Raw genomic sequence first — 19,732 nt, 5'->3', positions numbered from 1 at the left:
TTGTAGTTACGGGTGAGGATTTGGTGTTATTACACCAGTCAAAATACCTACCAGTAAAATCAACACGATGACGACTGACGTCATCACGCGACGACCTATAAATGTCGACATTTTAGGTTGGTCAGGATCATTCTTGTTCATGATCATCAGTGCTTTAAAAAGGTTGTAAATCATAAAGCCCAATAGCCCAACAATGATTATTTTTACCAGCATGTTATCTCCTTGGAGGCCTGTGTGTTAACGCCAATGCTTAGACAAACAATTGGTGCGGTATCTTGGCCATGGCTTTTATTTACCTTGCTGGTTTTTGCGGTATTAATCAAGTTGGGCTTATGGCAACTCGGACGCGCTGAAGAAAAAGAAGTCCGACTCGAGAAAATGTCAGAGTTCTCAGGGCAGCAGCATGTTCGACTTGAGAATCTATTGTCTAAGAAACTGATGAGCGTCGAACAAAATGATTGGCCTGTGTCAATAAGTGGAAGCTTTGTACCTGACGTGCTGTTTCTACTTGATAACCAAATGGACAATGGCCAATACGGTAACCGTGTCTTTCAGATATTAGAGAGCAATGAGTACAGAGTATTAGTTAATTTAGGCTGGGTGCCGGCAAGTAGAGATCGAAAAACGTTACCTGATGTTGAGCCGATTCAAGGGTTTCATCAATTAAAGGGGAATATTCGCGTTATTGAAAAAGGCATTGTTTTGGCGCAACAAGAATATTCAACCTTAACAATGCCCTATCGCATACAGCAAGTGGAACCGGAAAAATTATCGACGTTAATTGGTAAACCGCTCTTGCCCTTTGCGATTTACTTGGATAAAAATGAAGCTATTGGTTATAAAAAATACTGGCAACCGATAGTCATGCCGCCAGAAAAACACCGAGGTTATGCTTTCCAATGGTTTAGCCTAGCAACGGCATGGATGTGCTTAATGGTGTGGGCAGCTTATAAACATAACAAGAAAAAGGCCGAGTAGTATGTCGAACCAAACAGATCACAATGCTGTGCGCACTGACTCAATGTCTACAGGAAAAATCATAAGCGGGCGTAAAAGCTTTGTTTTATTGTGCGTAGCTTTTGTTCTCCCTGTTGTCTTAGCTAAGCTTGCTTTGACCCAGCAATGGTTTAACTATGGTGTCACCAATCAAGGACAGTTGCTTGATAAGCCCGTTAACCTATCAGAATTATCACTAGAGCGTATTCAAGTACCTGAAAAATGGCTATTAGTGTACAACTTGCCAGCAGATTGTCAGAAATTCTGTCGCCAAACCATTAATTTACTCTCTAATACGTATACTGCCTTGGGTAAAGAAATGCCTCGTGTGCAGTCTGTAGCACTTTCTAATCAACAAGATGTTTTCTCGCAGGAAAAGCCAGCTATTCGTTGGCAACTTAGCGCTAAATCTGATGCGGCGCACCCTGTGCTTGAAGAACGTGTTTTGTTTGTTGTTGATCCTCATGGCAATGTCGTTCTCACCCATCAGGCACCAAATTCAGTGGATGATCTACCTCAGTTTGGCAAAGCCATCGTGGCAGATATGAAAAAGTTATTGAAGTATTCAAGGATAGGTTAGGCGATGAATAGTATGCGACGTTTAGTATTAGTCAGTATTTTGTTAGCCATTGTTGTAGTGACGTTGGGTGCGTATACACGATTAACCCACGCTGGGCTGGGTTGTCCAGATTGGCCTGGCTGTTATGGCCTTATTGATGTGCCAGAAACCTCAGAGCAAATCGCCAAAGCAGAAGCTGCGTTTCCAGAGAGACCCGTTGAAATTCAAAAGGCGTGGAACGAGATGATCCATCGCTATTTTGCAGGTGCACTTGGCTTGTTAATTTTAGCCATTGCGGTCATGGCTGTCAGGAACAGACATCAAGGAACGCCAATGTTCCTGCCGTTGTTGATATTAGCCATTGTCACCTTTCAAGCCGCGCTTGGTATGTGGACCGTAACAATGAAGTTGATGCCGATGGTCGTGATGGCTCATTTGTTAGGCGGGTTTACCACCCTTTGTTTACTCTTTTTACTCTATTTACGGTTAACCCCGTATCGCATTCCAGGCGGCGACTGGTCTATTAAAAAATATGCTAAATATGGTGTTGTTGGCATTTTTATACTGACCGCCCAAATTGGACTTGGTGGCTGGACATCATCTAATTATGCAGCTCTGCATTGCACTGAGTTACCAATATGCCAAGACGGTTGGCTAGAAAACCTTACCTTTGAAGATTCATTCGATTTAATTCCGCCAGAACGAGATACCTATGAGTTTGGTCACCTAGACCATCACGAGCGGGTAACTATCCATGCGATGCATCGAATTGGTGCGATTGTCACTTTCGCTTATCTTGTTTGGTTAGCTTTCGCCGTAATGAGGCGAGCGCAGACTGGATTTTTCCAAAAAGTCCCAATTATTCTGTTAGCGGTACTCTTTGCTCAAGTTGGGTTAGGAGTCAGTAATATTGTGTTCTCACTGCCACTGGCAGTAGCGGTTAGTCACAACATCGTAGCGGCATTTTTGATGCTTGTATTGATCACACTGACCTACAGTTTAAAACGAAAAATATAAAGGAGAGCAGACATGGCTAAATCAGCGACAATTTCCCCTTCTGTGTCTAACATACAGTCTGCAACATGGAGAGATTATTACGAGATTACCAAGCCTCGCGTAGTGGCACTGTTGGTACTTACTGCACTCGTTGGCATGTGTTTGGCGACGCCTAGCATAGTGCCATGGCAGCTATTAATTCCTGCGATGTTAGGCATCGGCATGTTGTCTTCTGCAGCAGCAGCTATCAATCACATTGTTGATCAACGGATTGATAGTGAAATGGGACGAACACATAACCGTCCATTGCCAAACGGCCGTATTTCGCAAACTGGTGCTGTAGTATTCGCTGCTGGATTGGCGCTTATTGGCTTTGCTATGTTATACGGTTTAGTTAATCCGTTAACTGCGTGGTTAACGCTAGCTGGATTAGTTGGCTACGGATTTGTTTATACTATGTATTTAAAGCGAGCCACGCCTCAAAACATCACCATTGGTGGCTTAGCTGGCGCTATTCCACCATTATTGGGGTGGACGGCAATGACAAATGAAGTCCACCCATATGCCTTACTGCTCGTGTTGTTGATCTTTACTTGGACACCGCCACACTTTTGGGCTCTGGCGATTCATCGTCGTAACGACTATGCCAAGGTCAATATTCCCATGCTCCCAGTGACCCACGGTATTGAATTCACTAAAACTCAAATATTGCTTTATACCGTACTGTTGTTCGTCGTTGGCCTTTTGCCTTATCTCGTCGGTATGAGTGGCTGGTTATATCTCATTGGTGCAGTCGCGTTGAATTTAGGCTTTTTTGTCTACGCTTGGAAACTTAAGTTTAATCCGGAGCAAGGCACAGCGATGGCAACCTTTAAATATTCCATCGTGCATTTGATGGTATTATTCATTGTATTATTACTTGATCATTACTTAATTCCGGTTGCCTAATGAACAAACTGCTTTATGTCATTGTTGCTGCTGTAGCGCTTGGTTGCGGCGCTTTAGTATTTCATCAACTCTCGCAGCCGGAGCTGCCTAAAACTGCGCTGTACTACGAAACGCCCAGAGCGGTAAAGCCTTTTGAATTAATTGCGCATACCGGAAATGCATTTTCGAATGCCGAACTTCAAGGGAAATGGTCTTGGATTTTCTTTGGCTATACGTCTTGTCCGGATGTGTGTCCGACGACATTGCAGAAACTGAATTTTGTCTACGATGAATTAAAGGCGGTTTCGCCAAACACACAAGTGCTCTTGGTGAGTGTTGACCCGAATAGGGATACAACAGAAAAACTTAACCAGTACATTAACTACTTTAATACTGAGTTCTTTGCACTGAGTGCGGGACATGATGTGTTATACCCATTTGCACGTAATTTAGGACTAATGTACGCGATAGCAGATGATGTAGAGCAGGAATACTACTTGGTTGATCACAGTGCATCGATTGTATTAACAAATCCTAATGGTGAAATCGCAGCGATATTTAAGCCGAAAGAAGTTTTAGGCGAAGTCCCCACCATAGATGAGGACGAATTGGTCGCAGACTTTGGCAGAGTTGTGACGCTTTCGGGTCTATAACGGATACCAAGCGCCATCGCTGTTTAAAATGAACCAAGGCTTAGAAAACCAGTAGTATCTGCCTGGTTTTTCTATACTTGGTGCGGTGCAGTTACACCTTACTCGTCCAACCGGCAAAGGCTTGTTGAAGGTAATGGTAAAGGTATCATCATCAAGCCACTTTATTTTTTGTCTGCCTAAGCCAGATATATAGCAGTTAATTTGACTGGCGTGGAAATCTTCCACTTCGACATTGAATGTAACGCTCGAGACTTCCCCTTGCTTAAACATCGTCTTGGCATTGTCGCCTTCAAGGGTAATGTTAAATGGCAAGCTATTAAGTTTATCTCTAAGTCCTGGGATTTTGTCGTAAGGTTGTGACGCCGGAAACCTTGGGATGGCACTTAAGTCGGTGTGAATACCAACAGCACCAGACTGTTGCGAAAACCCTACATACTTGTTGTCAGTTAGCCATTGTTGTATTTCAGGTGAGTACTCGCCATATGGATAAGCGAAATAGCGATAGCTTTGCCCTACATTAACTTCTATCAACGTCTCTGAGCGTTTAAGGTCACTCTCGTATTGCGCTAGCCATTTATCTTGCGTTAACCCATCCGGGATGCGTGTCAAAGAATCGTGCTCCCATCCATGATTGGCGATGATTACATTTTTGTCTGCAAGTGTTTTGAGCTGCTCCCATGTCATAAATTGAGCTTGCTTACGTTCTACAACGGATGGGTTGACAAAAATAGTGTATGGGTAGTTAAACTTGTCCAGAATCGGCGTACCATTTTCTAGAATATTGAGATACGCATCGTCGAAGGTAATTGCAACGGTTTTGTCGCTAATCGTTTGTTTATTCTTAATCGCATCAACAATGTCCGATAGAGGGACAACGGTAAAGCCATTGTCTTTGAGGTATTGCATATGTACTTCAAACTGCGCAGGCGAAATACTGGTACTTGCAGGTGTCGACGTACTCACGTGATGGTATTGCAAAATCACCGCAGAAAGCGCATGGGGAATAGATACAATAAACAAGACAAAACAAACTATTAAACGCATTTTTGAAGGTTAAGTTTAATAAATCAGGTAGTTATAAATTAGCGTGTTTTTTGTCAAAACTACAAGTAAACTGACGGCAATTTTATAAAAATGATCAATCTTCCTTTGAAATCAACCGACAAGTTAATTTTTGCGCTCGCTATCCCCATGATCTTGTCGAATATTACCGTACCGTTATTAGGATTGGTGGATACCGCGGTTATCGGGCACTTATCGCATGCATACTATCTTGGCGGCAGTAGCGTAGGTGCCATGATTATCACTTTTATCACATGGTTATGCGGCTTTCTAAGGATGTCGACGACAGGCCTCTCTGCTCAGGCATTGGGTAGTGAAGACACAGATAAAGCATTACAAGTGTTAGTTCGAGGGTTGCTGGTAGCATTCGCTATTGGTGTAACGCTTATTTTGTTGCAAGCGCCTTACCTTGATATAGCACTATATTTGGCGGGTGGCAGCGATCAAGTTCAGCACTATGCGCGCCAATACGCAGAAATTCGAGTGTGGGGCTTACCGGCAGCACTCGCGAATATAGTCTTGCTTGGTTGGTTACTCGGCCAACACAAGGCCAAGGCTGTTATGTGGTTACTTATTTTCACTAACAGCGTGAACCTTATTCTTGATCTCGTTTTCGTATTAGTTTTTGACTGGAAAGTTGCAGGTGTTGCTTGGGCAACGTTGATTGCAGAATACAGTAGCTTAATCGTGGGTTTAGTTGTGGTCAGTCATATCATTCGCCGCGCGAGTCATTCACTTACCGTGAGCTCACTAATGTCGTTAGCTAAAGACTTAGCCGGATTAGGTCAATATTTTAAACTTAATCGCGACATTCTAATTCGCACACTGTGCCTTGAAATTTGCTTTGTCTTTATTACCTTTCAGGGTGCGAGATTAGGTGACAACGTGGTAGCGGCGAACGCTATTTTGTTGAATTTTTTACTGCTTATCTCTTTCGGGTTGGACGGTATTGCAAATGCGGCAGAGGCTTTAGTTGGCAAAGCGCATGGCAAGAAAGACACTCTTCATGTGCAACAGATTGTGCGTCGCTCTTTGCTGTGGACTGTAGTCTTTGCAGCAGGCTATAGCTTATTGTTCACCTTATTGGGCAATAGCTTTGTTGGCTTGATGTCATCTATTGACGAGGTCGTTAACGTTGCACAGCAGTTTTTGCCTTGGATATACCTGCTACCACTAATCAGCTGCTGGTGTTATCTGTATGATGGCATTTATATTGGTCTTACTCGGGCAGATATTATGCGCAATAGCATGGTGTTATCAACGTTTGGTATTTTCTTCCCTTTGTGGTGGATATTCAGCACGTTTGGCAACCACGGCCTTTGGTTGGCGTTTTCAGGTTTTATGTTATCGAGAGGGCTGACATTAGGTTGGTATTATTACTGCCGAGGTGCGGGTAAGGCGATAGCTGTTTAACTACCGCCTTGTAAATTGACTAAGTATATTGGCGAATTAGTAATAAGAATGTTCGCCACGCTCGTGTTCTGTCATGTCACGAACACCTTTAATTTCATCACCCATAATTTCCAGTAGCTGTCTTTCAATACCATCTTTAACGGTAACATCAATTTGGCTACAGCCGTTACAGCCTCCTCCAAATTGCAATACAGCGATACCCTCATCGGTAATCTCCATTAGGTTACACTCGCCGCCGTGCCCTGCCAGTTGTGGGTTTACTTCAGCTTTGATGAAGTAATCTACACGGTCGAATAATGGCGCATCATCGGCTACTTTTCTCAGCTTTGCGTTAGGTGCCTTAAGGGTCAGTTGAGAGCCCATTTGATCGGTAACAAAATCAATCTCAGCTTCTTCTAAGAACGGTTTGCTCTCGGCATCAATGTATGCTGAAAAGCCTTCAAATGGTATTTCTAAATCAGTGTCTTCCACTGCTTCTGGCGGACAGTAAGATACGCCGCACTCTGCTTTTGCTGTACCTGGATTCACAACAAATACACGAATGCTCGTGCCTTCTGCTTGTTGAGACAAAAGTTTAGCGAAATGTGACTGTGCTGATTCTGAAATACTGATCATGATTAACTCACTTAAATAACATGGGATATACCCGACTGATTTAGTCAAGTATGCGCATTTTACTCTTGCGCTGAGCTTTAGACCAGTGTTTGCCGTATTTTTTATGTCATCTGACGACAATGCTACGGATAATACTAGAGCCAATCGCATGAGTTTGATACTTTACTGTTTAATCTATGTGAGGGTAGTTACATGTTTTTTCAACGTATTCTGTTAATTTGTGCGGTCTCTTTTGCACTGAGTGTGCAAGCTGCTGAACTGTCTTATTATTTACCGGCCGAACACCAATACAGTGATAAAATTACTAAGCCCTCAACAGTATTAGGTTTTAATGTTGGGGAACGTCATATCCGTCATGATCAGCTTGTTGATTACATGACGGTAGTATCAGAGCAGTCTCTACGCATAAAACTGGAAGACATTGGCCGGACCTATCAGCAACGTAAGCAGCTGTTGATGACTATTTCCTCGCCTGAAAACCTTCAAAACCTCGACCAAATTCTAGCGAAGCGACAACGTCTCGAAACTGATGAGTCAGATCCCCTTATCGTGTGGCTTGGTTACAGCGTCCATGGCGATGAAATAAGTGGCGCTAATGCCGCTATGTTGGTTGCATATCATCTAGCTGCAAGTGAAGAAGAAAGCGTTAAACAACTACTTAATGATATTATTATCGTTATGGAGCCGAGCATAAACCCTGATGGTATGGACCGTTTTACCAACTGGGTGAGTACATTCCGATCCAATGCTGATAACAGCGATCCAAACCACATTGAGCATCACCAAGGCTGGCCAACAGGTCGCACAAATCACTATTGGTTTGACTTGAATCGTGACTGGCTACTGTTATCGCAAAAGGAGAGTGTTAATCGATTGACGCATTACCATCGATTCTCACCCAATGTGTTGGGTGATTTCCATGAAATGGGTGCAAATAGCAGCTATTTTTTCCAGCCAGGTATTCCATCGCGTAAGCACCCTATTACGCCACAACTCAATGTTACGATGACGAGTAAAATTGCTGAACATCATGCCAAAGCACTCGATAGTATTGCCGAAATTTACTACACCGAAGAAAATTTTGATGATTTTTATTACGGCAAGGGGAGTACCTATCCAGATGTAAATGGCGCCATCGGTATCCTATTTGAACAAGCCAGCAGTCGAGGGATGCAGCAAGAGACAGTGAATGGCTTGTTAACCTTTGAGCAAGGTATTCGAAACCAGTTTTTAACTTCACTATCCACGCTGTCGGGCTCCCTTGCCAATAAAAAAGGGCTCAATAGCTATCGCAACGAATTTTTTATCAGTGCAGAGAAAGAAGCGAAGAAAGAGAAATTTACCGGCTATTTAGTGCAAGAAACGGAAGATCATCAACGCATGTCAATGTTTCTCGATAAACTGCGTCGTCATCAAATAAATGCTTATGCTTTAGATAGTGACCTAAGAGTCAATGATACGATTTATAAAGCCAAGCACAGCTACTTCATCCCGCTTAAACAGCGTCAATATCGCTTAATTAAAGCTTTGTTTAATCAGCAAACAAATTTCCAAGACAATACTTTCTATGATGTGTCTGGTTGGACATTACCTTTGGCGATGAACATTGAAACCACGAAAGTCGAGCGTCGTTGGGGCCTTAAACTGGCAAACCAAGCGTGGCAGCCTGAGCAAGTAGAGTTACCCAAAATTGGCAATAGTTATGCTTATGCGGTCGAATGGAATAGTTATCTAGCTCCTAAATTTTTGCAGCAGTTACTGCAAAACAACTTAAGAGTGAAAGTCGCGACTAAACCATTTAGTACACTCATCAATGGTAAAGAAAAACGTTTAGCACCAGGTACATTGATGATCGCCAGTGGCATACAAGACAATACAAATTGGCTTGAAGTGCTGAAACAAGCAAGCCAACAAACCGGTATCGTCGTATATCCAGTGTCTACGGGTTTAACCCCGTCAGGCATTGATGTTGGCAGTAACTCCTTTAAAGTCATCGAAGCCCCCAAAATATTGATGATTGGTGGCAAAGGCGTGTCTCAGTATGAAGCGGGAGAAGTACGTTACTACCTCGATGAACATTTACATGTGCCTGTCACGATTATAGAACAGGCGAGACTATCCAAAATAGACTTTGCCGATTACACCCATATCGTTATGGTTGATGGTAGTTATAAAGACCTTCCTAAATCGTTAGTGAGCAAATTACTGAATTGGTTGAGGAAAGGAGGCGTTATTTTCGGTCAGAAAAGAGCGGCGAAATGGCTGGCTGATAGAGAAATTCTCAAAGCATCTTTTGCGAGCAAATCGCAGTTGAACCAATTATTCGATGCAGATGCGTTAAATTATCGCGATAAAGAAAAGCTTGCTGGGCGTAAGCGCATTGCAGGAGCCATATTCGCTACGAATATTGATACTAGTCATCCGCTGGCATTTGGCTATCAAAGTTCTGATCTACCAATTTTTAAAAACAGTACTGTGATCATGGATAAACCTAAGGTACCTTTTGCTACGGTCGTTCAATACCAAGAAGACAGCTTACTTAGCGGCTATACCGATAAAAACTTGGTAAACCGATTGTCGCATAGTGCGTCGCTGGTTGCTCATAATGTTGGTAAAGGCCGCGTTATTGCCAGTGCGGATAATTTAGCCTTCAGAGGTTATTGGCATGGCACAGCAAAATTACTAGCTAACAGTATTTTCTTCGCAAAAGCGTTTAGCACGCCTACATCTCCCTAAACACTGATAGCCAGCGTACACAGGATAATACTTTGTGCACCAGCCGCCCTGAGTTGGCGGCTGATCTCATTGGCTGTGGTACCTGTGGTAATAACGTCATCTATCAGCCAAATAGTTTGACTGGATAAGTCGATGCCTTGGCAAACTTGAAAAGCATTTTTTAGCTGCTTTCTGCGTTCTCGACCGGATTGATTGACTTGGTCCTTGCTTAGTTTTACGCGTTTAACGACATCAACTCGCATAGGAGCATTGAAAAAGCGAGCAACTGATTCGCCAAACGCTATTGTCTGATTGAACCCCCGTTTGCGCCACTTTCGAATATGGGAGGGGACTGGAATAACAACGTCTGGTTTAACCATAAAGTTAAGCTGTTTAATATTTTTGAGCTGAGTAAGTAGTAACTCACTCAGTGCGTACTGATAATAAAGCTGTCGGTGATATTTATATTTTCCCAACCACTGTTTCACCGGATATTGGTAGGGCATAACGCTGATTAAGTGTGAAAAGTGTGCACCCTGGTATAGCTTGTGTATTTCAGGTCGATTGAGCAAATCTCCGCCTAACTTCTTCATATCGAACATAGGCACAGTGGTCAGACAATACCGACAGATGACTTGGGTTGATTCGGTAGGCAAATCGCACAAGGGACAGCATGATTGTTGGAAAGCTATTGATTTTATCGCTTTGCCTGCTAGTAGAATCCTTTCTTGCCAGTGTTTTAGCGCATCCTGCGCTTTAATAAATTCCATCTTATATTGTTTCTCGTTACACTCTGCGTTTTTTATCTACCACGTTTAGCATGGCACAAAACTTAAAATTTTCGACTTTAGGGCAAGGACAAACCGTTGCTTTGTTACATGGCTGGGGACTTAATAGCCATGTATTCAAGCCATTAGCTGACGCCTTATCTGCGTCTTATCAAGTTCAATTGATTGACCTACCTGGCTATGGACAAAACCAGCATGTAGTGCCGGAACCATATGACCTAAACAGTGTTGCTGAACTCGTGGCAGATACATTGCCGAGCGATTCGATAGTTATTGGATGGTCACTTGGTGGTTTAGTTGCCACGAAAATTGCCTTGAATCACCCAACAAAAGTGAAAGCGTTAGTGACCATTGCCAGCTCACCACTTTTCGCTGAAACACAAGATTGGCCTGGTATTAAACCTATGTTTTTAAATCGATTTCACCGCCAAATTGCGGATAACATTGAGCAGACACTGCAAGGCTTTTTGAAGCTTCAGGCAATGGGAAGCCCTCACGTAAAGGATGATATAAGGCTTATTCAAGAGCTTGTCATGTCTCAGCCCCTACCGAACAAAAGGGCTCTCGATGCAGGTTTAGATATTTTAGCCTGTGCAGATTTAAGGCGAGAGTTAGCCGATATTGGAGGGCCATTTTTACGTATTTACGGAAAAATGGATGGATTGGTACCTAAAAAAGTTATTCCTATGATTAATAACATAGCGCCACGTAGCGACGTTATCGTTTTTGAAAAAGCTTCCCACGCACCTTTTATCTCGAATTTTCATATGTTTATCCAAGATCTTGGACGGTGGCTAAAAAGTAGCGTGTTGTAACACTAGCTTTCGCCACAACCCTTGGTTTTATTGACTCTGTGTGTTTTTTGTTCGATAATTAAACAGAGTATATGTAACTTTTCGATATGAAAACGGTCATACTATTTAAGCAGATGACTTAAATACGTATTGAAGCGTTAGTCACATCATCACTGCTTAGTCGCGATGAAGGAGATATTGATGGAAGTACAATCAGCGTTTGCCTCTGGATTACAAGGTTTCCAAAATGCGCAACAAACAGCTAATGAAGCTGCGGCTAGTATTGCTAGCCAAACCGTTTACAGCGCAGATAACCCAAGTCAAGGGCAACAAGTTAATCAAGATATTGTCTCAGAGAATTCGTCCTCTGGAGATCTATCAGACCTGAACCAAGAAATTGTAAATTTACGAGTTGCCGAGTATCAAGCGAAAGCATCTGCAGAAGTTATTCAAACGGCAGATGAAAGTTTGGGCACTCTTTTGGATGTAACCGCGTAGCACAAAGATGAACATAGTCACCCAAGTTAATAATTTGCCGTTAGCAACAGTGGTCAACCCGTCCACTGATAACTTGCGTCGTGACAATGTTCAGCGAGAGGTCATCACACAACCTGCAGCAACTAATCCTTCAGCTGCAGAGAAAGGTGTTGCGGGCGAGCGTGAGCGAGCGCGTACGCCGAATCAGAACGTCGAAGAAGGCATCGATTTTGCGGCTCTGCAAGAGCAGGCAGAGCAAGAAAACAACACGGTCAATGAGCGTCAGTCTCGAGGTCAAGGTGACGAAGCAAACTCATCAGAGGATCAGCAAGCGCAGAGCGAAGATGATGGCTCTGATGAAGCACAAAAAGCACGAGAAGAGCAGATTGCGGCCAACGATCGTGCTGAAGTTAAAGAGCTCAGAGCGCGTGATATAGAAGTTCGTGCGCACGAACTAGCCCATGCATCAGTGGGAGGCCCTTACACTGGCTCGCCTGTCTACGAATATGAAACAGGACCTGACGGAAACCGTTATGCGGTAGGTGGTTCTGTTTCTGTAGATTTATCGCTTGAAGGCTCGCCAGAAGAAACTATTTCTAAAATGCGCCAGGTGTATCGCGCTGCGCTGGCACCAGCAGAGCCTTCTCCGCAGGATAGGAAGGTCGCTGCGAGTGCAAAAAATGCGATCGCAGATGCACAAGCGCAATTAGCGAGACAAGTTGAACCTGTAGAAGGCGAAGAGCCACCAGTACAGGCATCAAATAATTTAAGTAATGTACAACGCTCTGCATTCGGGCAAGTCTCTAGTGGTGAAACGCTAAGCTCTGCCGAATTTGACCAAGCGATCGAAGCAACCATTGCGGCTCAAGAGCAAATAGCGCCGTCACGAGATTTAGAAATTGACCGACGAGCAGAAGTTATCGAGAGCGCTTATTCAGAAATTACACAAGCATACGAGCGTCCGCCTCGTTATCAATTCGAATTACAAGCATAAATTACCCAAAGGGTTACACCCATGTTAAAACCAATGTTTATGGCATTAGCCGTATTTTCTGCTGCTGCATGCACAGCGCAACCTGAAGAGCCCAAAAATATGGATGATAAGACGCAAAAGTTAGAAGGATGGAGAGTGGGTAAAGTTGTTTACAATGACTTTGAAGGTGGCTTTTATGGTGTTATTGCTGAAAACGGTGAAAAAGTGCTACCTATGAACTGGCCCAAAGAAATGCGCTCTGTAAACGCCAAGGTAAAATTCAAAGGTAAGCCTGTTAAAGATATGATGACGACACGCCAGTGGGGTACGCTATATCAAATAAAAGAAATTAAACTGATTGAAAAAGGCGATGGCGCAGGCGGTAATACGTTTTAAATCGTTTTTACCTGCATATAAGTGGTTGCTGTAAATAGGTAACCACTGTATTTTGCTCGAAAAATGTCACCTGAATGAGTAGATTAAATTCGTCTTCACTCATCGTAACTCTCTCACCTGTTAGCAACCTGAGTAACTCTGGCGTGGTGTTGCTGTGACCGACTATAAGTGCCGTCTCTTTTTTCTGTTTCAATACCCTAGCGAGTTGAGTTAAGCCGTTTGGAGCGTATTGTGTTAACGCTACACTATGCTTTTGGGCGGTATAGTTAGCCGTTTGTAGAGTTCGTTTATAACTCGTACTGTACACGTTTTTTAGGTTAGTTTGTGCGAGTATTCGGGCTAGTTCGCTGGCGCGTTGTTGACCACAAGCGGTTAAATTAGGATCACCATCTTCTGATGCTTGCTTCTCTGCATGCCTCACTAAATAAAGTGTATAGTCTTTTGCTATCACGGTGTTTGATAGCAAAAGACTGAGAGCAACGAGAGCAACAAGCAGTATTTTCATTAGAACAGCCGGTTCAACCCGTTTAATGCTGCAACGCGGAATGCTTCAGCCATAGTAGGGTAATTAAAGGTTGTGTGAACAAAGTATTCAATGGTGTTGCCACCATTGGTTTGTTGCATGATGGCTTGGCCGATATGGATAATTTCGGCAGCATTTTCTCCAAAACAGTGGATTCCCAAAATTTCTTTGGTTTCTCGGTGAAAAAGAATCTTTAATGAACCCACTAGGCTATTAGCAATTTGAGCGCGAGCAAGATGTTTAAACTGTGCTCGACCTACTTCATATGGGATTTTTGCCTCGGTGAGCTCCTGTTCCGTTTTACCGACAGAGCTGATTTCGGGGATAGTATAAATACCGGTTGGGATATCAACGATAAGTTTGGCAGTGCTTTCATTGTTGAGCATAGCGCTCGCTGCTAGTCGACCTTGGTCAAATGCTGCGCTTGCTAGGCTTGGATAGCCGATAACATCGCCAACTGCGTATATATTATCAACATCCGTTTGGTAATGGTTGTTAACACGCAGCTGGCCACGGCCATCTGCTTCTAAACCAGCATTTTCTAATTTAAGATCAGCAGTGTTACCTGTGCGTCCGTTTGCCCATAGCAAACAATCGGCTTTCATTTTTTTACCTGATTCCAAATGGACGACAACGGCATCGTCTGTCGCTTCTACACGAGAAATTTGTTCGCCATGACGAATAACAACACCGTTGTTCCACAGATGATAGCTAAGTGAATCAGACATCTCGTCGTCAAGGAATGAGAGTAAGCGATCTCGTGTATTGATAAGGTCTACTTTTACACCTAAGCCTCGGAAAATAGAGGCGTACTCCGAGCCAATAACACCTGCGCCATAAATAATGATGTGACGTGGGTCATGTTGCAGCGAAAGTATACTGTCTGAGTCGTAGACGCGTGGATGAGAAAAGTCGATATCATCCGGGTGATATGGACGCGAGCCAGTAGCGATAACAATCTGATTTGCGGTGATGGTTTCAATAGACCCATCCGCTCTTAATACACAGATAGTGTTAGCGTCTACGAATGATGCTTCGCCTACAAAGTGCTCAACACGGTTACGTTCATAAAAGCCACTGCGCAGTTTTACTTGTTTACCGATAACCGATGAAGCGTGGCTTAATATATCAGGGAACGTCAGGTGTTTTGCCTTTTCAGTGCCACTAAATAATGGGTTAGAGTTGTATTCTATTAGACGACTAACAGATTGTCGTAGTGCTTTTGAAGGGATAGTGCCCCAATGCGTGCAGCCACCTCCAACATCTTTATAACGCTCTATTACCGCAACTTTTTTATCCTGCTTAGCAAGATTCATTGCAGCACCTTCACCACCAGGGCCTGTACCTATGATGATTGCGTCAAAATCGAAGTGTTGTTGGGGAGTTGCTTTTGCTTTGGCCAAGGGAACCGTCCTCTAAATCCTGATTTGCCAAAAATAGTAGCAGGATTTAGAGGGTAGGTAACTAGTTTATTGTTTTTAAGCTAGTTTTGCGGTGAGTAAGTTCCAGCTCTTGCGCTGCTCTGCAAGTGTCTCTTTTAGCTCAGCAAACTGCTTCATGAGTTCTGAGTTTTCAACATCAGATAAAATCTTATCTTTTTTGTTGACCAGCAATTGCTTTTTCAGCTCATAGAATTCGTTAATTTTTGCTACAAGCTCGTCGTATTCCGCTTGTAATTTTAACTTCATTTCTTCTGCTTGCGGATGAGAAACTAAACGTTGTTGGCTACGTTTTAATGCCATGGCCAGTTTTGCTTTCTCTACCTTATCTTCGGGGCTAGTGCGTAACTTATATGTTAAACCGAGGTAGTTGCAACCTTTTATTAACCATTTTGTTGGATCAAACTGGTACCAACGAATACCGTTGCGGTAGTCATTTTCAAAGATGTGATGATAGTTGTGATAGCCTTCACCAAAGGTGAAAAATGCCAATACACCGTTATCACGAGCGGTATTCTTATCGGTGTATGTTTGCTTACCCCAGATGTGCGCTAAAGAGTTAATGAAGAACGTCGTGTGGTGACTTAGCACTAAGCGAAGGAAACCAATTAAAAGTAAAGCACTGATCACGTCGCCGTGCCATAAACCAAACGCCAGTGGCACGCCAAAGTTCATTAGTAATGTTAGCGCGAGGTAATGCTTGTGCTGCCACATGACAATTTTGTCTTTTTGCAAGTCACGCACATTGTCATAGTCGCTATAACGATGCGACTGATATTCGCGAAGCATCCAACCAATATGTGAATACCAAAATCCGCGCTTTGCTGAGTATGGATCTACATCGTTGTTATCAACATGTTTGTGATGAATACGGTGATCTGAAGACCAGTGAAGAATACTGTTTTGCAGCGCAAAAGCACCTCCTAAAGCAAAAATGAAACGTAAACTCCAATGCGCTTCATATGTTTTATGAGACCATAATCGGTGATAACCAGCAGTAATTGACATACCGCAGTATATAAAACATATCACTGCCATTGTGATTTCGGCACCATCAAATCCGTGAGTAATAGCACGGTAAGGGACGGCGATTGCGGCGAATAAAAACGTGATGGCAAATACCGCTACATTCAACCAAATAATTGGTGGTTTGTTCATGAAAATTCCAACATAAAAAATTTCAGCGTACAACTGTTCGCTATTTTAGCTAACACGTAAATCGAGTCAAGAAAGAACTGACGAAATACGACGAATGACTGCAGATAAAAGCTCACTCACTGACATTGTAGTGAAGATTGAGTATTATTGCCGAGACTGTATTGGAGTTTTATGACAAATGACTGGTATTCGCGCGCAACAGAAAGAAAAAACGAGACGACAGCTTATTGAAGCGGCTCTAGGTCAACTAAGTGCAGATAAAAGCTTCTCTAGCTTGAGCTTACGAGAAGTAGCAAAAGAAGCCGGTTTAGCACCAACCTCTTTCTATCGTCATTTTTCTGATATGGACGAACTGGGGCTTACTCTTGTCGATGAGGCCGGTTTAACCTTGCGTCAACTGATGCGTCAAGCACGTCAACGCATTGAAAAGGGCGGTTCAGTTATCCAAATCTCGGTCCATACCTTTATGGAGTTCATCGAAAGCAACGGCAATATTTTTAGACTGTTACTTCGTGAACGTTCAGGAATTTCTGCCGAATTCCGAGCCGCGGTTAATCGAGAGATTCGTTATTTCACCATGGAGCTATGCGATTACATTGAAAAGGCCAATAAACTGGAAAACGATATCGCTTATCTACAAGCTCACGCTGCAGTAACTTTGGTGTTTAGTGCAGGCGCAGAAGCGTTAGACGGAAACAAGAAAGAGCGAGAAGAATTGGCGAACCGCACTATACAGCAATTACGGCTCATTGCACGGGGCGCAATGGAATTTAGCGCCCGTCGCAAAGTAGAAGGGGTTAAGCCTTCCGGCGAAGAATAACGCCCGATTCAACGTGGTGTGTATAAGGGAATTGGTCAAACAATGCGAATTGTTCTATATCGTGAGTCGTGGTTAACGACGCTAAATTATCTTTTAGTGTCTCCGGGTTACATGATATATAGATAATTAAGTCAAAACGTCTGGCAAGCTCCACACTATCTGGGTCAAGTCCGGCACGAGGCGGATCAACGAGCACGGTATCAAACTTATAGCTGGTTAAGTCGAAACCTTCTAAACGACGAAAGGTTCTCTCGCCATTCATTGCCTGGGTAAACTCTTCACTGGACATACGAATAATAGACACATTATCGATACCATTCTGTTCAATGTTAAACTGTGCAGAATGAACAGATGTCTTAGATATTTCGGTACCGAGTACACGTTCAAAGTTATCTGCCAACGCTAAGCTAAAGTTACCATTGCCACAATAAAGTTCAATTAGGTCACCACCACGGTTTTTTGTTGCTGCTTTAGCCCAAGAAAGCATGTGTTGATTAACAACACCATTTGGTTGCGTAAAGCTATTTTCAATTTGTTGGTAGATGTATGTCTTACCATCTACGTTTAATTGCTCAATCACATAATCTTTATCTAGCACTTCTTTTTGTTTGCGTGCGCGGCCAATAATGTCGGTTGGCGCTATGCTTGATAAATGTTGCTTTAATGCAAGTGCAGCTTCCTTCCATTCTTCGCTAAGCTGCTTGTGATAAAGAAAGCTCACCAATAGTTGTCCACTTAAAGTTGATAAGAAGTCTACTTGAAACAGTTTTTGGCGAAGTAAGGGCTTATCTTTTATATAGTCTGTGATAGCTGGCATTGCGCGATTAATGATCTCGCTCGCTGCTGGAAACTGAGTAACGTTAAATTTCGCCTTCGTTTCTTGGTTAAACATAATGTAGTTGAGATCATCACCATCATGCCAAACACGAAACTCTGCACGTAAACGGTAATGCAAAGGCTCTGATTCGAAGACTTGGATGTCACCAAGATCAAAAGCAGCAAAATCAGCTTTTATAGTAGTGAGCTTTTCTTCTAGTTGGCTTTGATAATTATCTGGATGGATATGACTAAACATAATGCTACCTCAAATTGAAGGAGCGCAGATTTTATACATACCTGCGCATATGTCTAGTATAAATGGAGATTTTGAAGAGCGTTAAAGGTCGTTGTTTGCTAATTGTTCCGGCGCTGCACCACCGGCAAGGGCCGCTTCTATTGCGTTAGATTCTTTCATGCCTCGTTTAACTGCGGCGTCAACTATAGCTCTATTATTAATTGCCGGGCTTTCACTAACCGCCGTTTGTACGACCGATTCAGCTTCACCCGGAAATAATGATAATGCCGAATTCACGATATCAACTACTTGCTCTGGTAGCGCACTAATTGCACCACTCAATACATCTACTAATTGTTGTGGAAAAGAGGTCATGGTTTCATTGATAAGCTTATTGTTATCAATCTCACTGGTTCGGACGGCAACCCTTACTATGTTTTGAAGTGCTGCTTTATCTGCATGGCCTGCGCTATTGACTATTTCTGTAGCGTAAGCGGGATCAGCCTCAATCGCGATACGAACAATTTCACTACTATTAATAATATTGGTATTGATAGCCGCCACAACAACGTCACATGCAAGGGCAGACTCAGCATGAATAGCCCCTTTGATGATTTGTTCGTATGCGTCAGGGTAAAGTTCTAGCGCTGCCGGGATAACAACATCAACTTTTTCAGGATAACGACTGAGTATCGTACTAATACTTCTACTTATACTAATGTTGGCTTTTGTTTGTTGCTTAATAAAGTTACTGATGTGTTTAGTTTGTTGTTCAGACTGAAAGTTAGTTGCATGTACCGAACCTACAGTTAGCAAAACGCCAACTAATAAAGTAAAACCGCGCATTATTATTATTCTCTGTGTTTTATTTGCTTTTACTACAATATATTTACTGCTCATACCGCTTAGACTATAAAATAAACAAAATGAAAACGCTCCTGTAAATTTATCCATAGGATCCTGTTAGGATCATACTTAATAGACCATATAATCAGCGGTATAGTTCAATATTTAAGCGAACGGTAAAAAAGTTGAAATTAATGCTTGATCGTTTCAGAAAAATCCCTAAAATGCGCATCCACTTCTCGGGGACAAGCCAAGAAGCTGTTTTGATAAGTTTAGTTACTTTATAAAGCCACTAAACGGGTCAGATAACTTAGAAAAATAAATTAAAGTTTTTTTCAAAAAGTTGTTGACATTAAAACAGGGAAGCGTAAAATGCGCATCCGCTCTCAACGAGAGAGCAATCAGTTAACACGAGTGCGATGTTGACTGGAATCGCAAGATTCAGTTCTTTAACAATTAGTTATCATGCAATTTGTGTGGACATTCACATGCAGTTGATTTTACACAGACCTTCGGGTCAAAAAAATT

The 19,732-nt window shown here is 42.7% G+C and carries 21 protein-coding genes; 12 read left to right on the top strand and 9 right to left on the bottom strand.

The window, feature by feature from the left end:
- Positions 1-6: 6 nt before the first annotated feature.
- Positions 7-213 (bottom strand): DUF2909 domain-containing protein, encoded by a 207-nt coding sequence (locus tag ACFSJY_RS13735; RefSeq protein ID WP_386035268.1) that lies wholly within the window; start codon positions 211-213, stop codon positions 7-9.
- A 33-nt stretch (positions 214-246) separates the two neighbouring features.
- On the opposite strand from ACFSJY_RS13735, the gene ACFSJY_RS13730 reads away from it, so the two are divergent.
- Genes ACFSJY_RS13730 through ACFSJY_RS13710 form a run of 5 tightly spaced genes read left to right on the top strand, consistent with a single transcriptional unit; the run spans position 247 to position 4,131 of the window.
- Complete coding sequence (locus tag ACFSJY_RS13730) at positions 247-978, top strand: SURF1 family protein (RefSeq protein WP_386035266.1); 732 nt, start codon at positions 247-249, stop codon at positions 976-978.
- 1 nt (position 979) lies between these two features.
- Entirely contained in the window at positions 980-1,576 is a 597-nt protein-coding gene (locus tag ACFSJY_RS13725; RefSeq protein ID WP_386035264.1) for a hypothetical protein, read from the top strand.
- Between the two features lie 12 nt (positions 1,577-1,588).
- Positions 1,589-2,572 (top strand): COX15/CtaA family protein, encoded by a 984-nt coding sequence (locus tag ACFSJY_RS13720; protein ID WP_386035262.1) that lies wholly within the window; start codon positions 1,589-1,591, stop codon positions 2,570-2,572.
- 12 nt (positions 2,573-2,584) lie between these two features.
- Positions 2,585-3,499 carry a heme o synthase gene (cyoE, locus tag ACFSJY_RS13715; protein WP_386035260.1) on the top strand — a complete coding sequence of 305 codons (915 nt, stop codon included), beginning with the start codon at positions 2,585-2,587 and terminating at the stop codon, positions 3,497-3,499.
- Positions 3,499-4,131, top strand: a complete 633-nt coding sequence (locus ACFSJY_RS13710; protein WP_386035258.1) for an SCO family protein — start codon at positions 3,499-3,501, stop codon at positions 4,129-4,131. The genes cyoE and ACFSJY_RS13710 overlap by 1 nt, the downstream gene beginning before the upstream one ends.
- Here ACFSJY_RS13710 and ACFSJY_RS13705 read toward each other — a convergent pair.
- A complete protein-coding gene (locus tag ACFSJY_RS13705; protein ID WP_386035256.1) occupies positions 4,126-5,175 on the bottom strand; it encodes a polysaccharide deacetylase family protein in 1,050 nt (349 codons plus the stop codon). The two genes, ACFSJY_RS13710 and ACFSJY_RS13705, sit on opposite strands and share 6 nt — an antisense overlap.
- A 90-nt stretch (positions 5,176-5,265) precedes the next feature.
- Here ACFSJY_RS13705 and ACFSJY_RS13700 point away from each other — a divergent pair, with 90 nt between their 5' ends.
- The gene (locus ACFSJY_RS13700; RefSeq protein ID WP_386035254.1) at positions 5,266-6,606 is read left to right on the top strand and encodes an MATE family efflux transporter; all 1,341 of its coding nucleotides are present in this window, start codon (positions 5,266-5,268) and stop codon (positions 6,604-6,606) included.
- Positions 6,607-6,642: 36 nt separating this feature from the next.
- Here ACFSJY_RS13700 and nfuA read toward each other — a convergent pair whose 3' ends face one another.
- On the bottom strand, positions 6,643-7,221 hold the full coding sequence (gene nfuA, locus ACFSJY_RS13695; protein ID WP_386035252.1) for a Fe-S biogenesis protein NfuA: 579 nt from the start codon (positions 7,219-7,221) through the stop codon (positions 6,643-6,645).
- Between the two features lie 192 nt (positions 7,222-7,413).
- Here nfuA and ACFSJY_RS13690 point away from each other — a divergent pair, with 192 nt between their 5' ends.
- Positions 7,414-9,957, top strand: coding sequence for a M14 family zinc carboxypeptidase (locus tag ACFSJY_RS13690; RefSeq protein WP_386035250.1), 2,544 nt, complete (start codon positions 7,414-7,416; stop codon positions 9,955-9,957).
- On the opposite strand, the gene ACFSJY_RS13685 is transcribed toward ACFSJY_RS13690, so the two are convergent.
- Positions 9,954-10,706 (bottom strand): ComF family protein, encoded by a 753-nt coding sequence (locus ACFSJY_RS13685; RefSeq protein ID WP_386035248.1) that lies wholly within the window; start codon positions 10,704-10,706, stop codon positions 9,954-9,956. The genes ACFSJY_RS13690 and ACFSJY_RS13685 overlap by 4 nt on opposite strands.
- A gap of 50 nt (positions 10,707-10,756) precedes the next feature.
- Between ACFSJY_RS13685 and bioH the strand changes: the two genes are divergently transcribed.
- The 4 genes from bioH (at position 10,757) to ACFSJY_RS13665 (ending at position 13,364) form a co-directional block, all read left to right on the top strand.
- Entirely contained in the window at positions 10,757-11,539 is a 783-nt protein-coding gene (gene bioH, locus ACFSJY_RS13680; RefSeq protein WP_386035246.1) for a pimeloyl-ACP methyl ester esterase BioH, read from the top strand.
- Between the two features lie 180 nt (positions 11,540-11,719).
- Positions 11,720-12,016 (top strand): hypothetical protein, encoded by a 297-nt coding sequence (locus ACFSJY_RS13675; protein ID WP_386035244.1) that lies wholly within the window; start codon positions 11,720-11,722, stop codon positions 12,014-12,016.
- A 7-nt stretch (positions 12,017-12,023) separates the two neighbouring features.
- Positions 12,024-12,989 carry a putative metalloprotease CJM1_0395 family protein gene (locus tag ACFSJY_RS13670; protein ID WP_386035242.1) on the top strand — a complete coding sequence of 322 codons (966 nt, stop codon included), beginning with the start codon at positions 12,024-12,026 and terminating at the stop codon, positions 12,987-12,989.
- 21 nt (positions 12,990-13,010) lie between these two features.
- Positions 13,011-13,364, top strand: a complete 354-nt coding sequence (locus tag ACFSJY_RS13665) for a hypothetical protein (protein ID WP_386035240.1) — start codon at positions 13,011-13,013, stop codon at positions 13,362-13,364.
- A 7-nt stretch (positions 13,365-13,371) separates the two neighbouring features.
- Here ACFSJY_RS13665 and ACFSJY_RS13660 read toward each other — a convergent pair whose 3' ends face one another.
- From ACFSJY_RS13660 to ACFSJY_RS13650, 3 genes are all read right to left on the bottom strand, one after another.
- Positions 13,372-13,869 (bottom strand): SixA phosphatase family protein, encoded by a 498-nt coding sequence (locus ACFSJY_RS13660; protein WP_386035238.1) that lies wholly within the window; start codon positions 13,867-13,869, stop codon positions 13,372-13,374.
- Positions 13,869-15,290 (bottom strand): Si-specific NAD(P)(+) transhydrogenase, encoded by a 1,422-nt coding sequence (gene sthA / locus ACFSJY_RS13655; RefSeq protein ID WP_386035236.1) that lies wholly within the window; start codon positions 15,288-15,290, stop codon positions 13,869-13,871. The genes ACFSJY_RS13660 and sthA overlap by 1 nt, the downstream gene beginning before the upstream one ends.
- A 75-nt stretch (positions 15,291-15,365) precedes the next feature.
- Entirely contained in the window at positions 15,366-16,484 is a 1,119-nt protein-coding gene (locus ACFSJY_RS13650) for an acyl-CoA desaturase (RefSeq protein WP_386035234.1), read from the bottom strand.
- 178 nt (positions 16,485-16,662) lie between these two features.
- Between ACFSJY_RS13650 and fabR the strand changes: the two genes are divergently transcribed.
- The gene (gene fabR, locus ACFSJY_RS13645) at positions 16,663-17,304 is read left to right on the top strand and encodes an HTH-type transcriptional repressor FabR (protein ID WP_386035232.1); all 642 of its coding nucleotides are present in this window, start codon (positions 16,663-16,665) and stop codon (positions 17,302-17,304) included.
- Here fabR and trmA read toward each other — a convergent pair.
- Positions 17,282-18,379, bottom strand: a complete 1,098-nt coding sequence (gene trmA / locus ACFSJY_RS13640; RefSeq protein WP_386035230.1) for a tRNA (uridine(54)-C5)-methyltransferase TrmA — start codon at positions 18,377-18,379, stop codon at positions 17,282-17,284. The genes fabR and trmA overlap by 23 nt on opposite strands.
- Positions 18,380-18,460: 81 nt before the next feature.
- The gene (locus ACFSJY_RS13635; protein ID WP_386035228.1) at positions 18,461-19,204 is read right to left on the bottom strand and encodes a hypothetical protein; all 744 of its coding nucleotides are present in this window, start codon (positions 19,202-19,204) and stop codon (positions 18,461-18,463) included.
- Positions 19,205-19,732: the final 528 nt, after the last annotated feature.

Origin of the sequence: Thalassotalea euphylliae (assembly GCF_042682785.1) — a bacterium.
In the GTDB taxonomy this organism is placed as follows: Bacteria; Pseudomonadota; Gammaproteobacteria; order Enterobacterales; family Alteromonadaceae; genus Thalassotalea_F; species Thalassotalea_F euphylliae.
The sequence above is the reverse complement of the archived record's forward strand: the minus strand, read 5'-3'. Positions and strand labels throughout refer to the sequence as shown.